The sequence below is a fragment of the Sphingobium phenoxybenzoativorans genome (assembly GCF_001757355.1).
Classification (GTDB): domain Bacteria; phylum Pseudomonadota; class Alphaproteobacteria; order Sphingomonadales; family Sphingomonadaceae; genus Sphingobium; species Sphingobium phenoxybenzoativorans.
In genome coordinates, this window is record NZ_MINO01000198.1 from 1 (window position 1) to 756 (window position 756).

The window sequence follows — 756 nt, forward strand, 5'->3', positions numbered from 1 at the left end:
GGTTTTGCGCCGGTCACCTATCTCATTATGCCACCCTGGCTTCGAAGGCGAGCGGGCTGATGCCGCCCAGATATGAATGTCGGCGTCGGGTGTTGTAGAAGCCATTTATGTACTGGAAGATGGCTGCCTCTGCTTGCCGCCGGGTTGGCCAACTCTGCCGCCAGATCATTTCCGCCTTCAGGGATTTGAAGAAGGTCTCGACAGCGGAGTTGTCGTAGCAATTGCCCTTGCCGCTCATCGATGGACGCAGGCCATAGGCCTGCAGCTTCTTCTGATAATCATAAGAGCAATATTGGCTACCGCGATCGGAGTGGAAAATGCAGCCCTCTGGAGGTTGACGCAGCCGCACCGCCATATCCAGAGCCCGGATCGCCAGATCCTTTTTCATCCTGTCACTGACCGCCCAGCCAACGACACGGCGACTGTGCAGGTCGAGAATGACGGCCAGATAGAGCCCGCCCTCTGACGTCCAGACATAGGTGATGTCGCCCGCCCATTTGCGGTTGGGTGCATCGGCGGCAAAGTCGCCGTCCAGCCAGTTCGCCGCGACACCCAAGCGGTGGTGGCTGTCGGTCGTAACCTTGTGCTTGCGCGTGCGGACCGGCTTGATCCCGTTGATCCGCATCAGCCGCCCAACACGACGTTCGCCGACGTCGAGCCCTGCTTCCTTCAACTCCATCGTCATTCTCGGGCGACCGTAGCTGCCAAGGCTCAGGCTATATTGCTCCCTAATATGGGCCAGCACCTTCATGTCCA

General features: G+C 59.0%; 1 protein-coding gene. It reads right to left on the reverse strand.

Annotated elements, in window-relative coordinates; genetic code table 11:
• Positions 1–25 precede the first annotated feature (25 nt).
• Positions 26–756: IS3 family transposase (locus tag BHQ40_RS24835; protein WP_083277150.1), on the reverse strand; the 731-nt coding region annotated here is incomplete at its 5' end.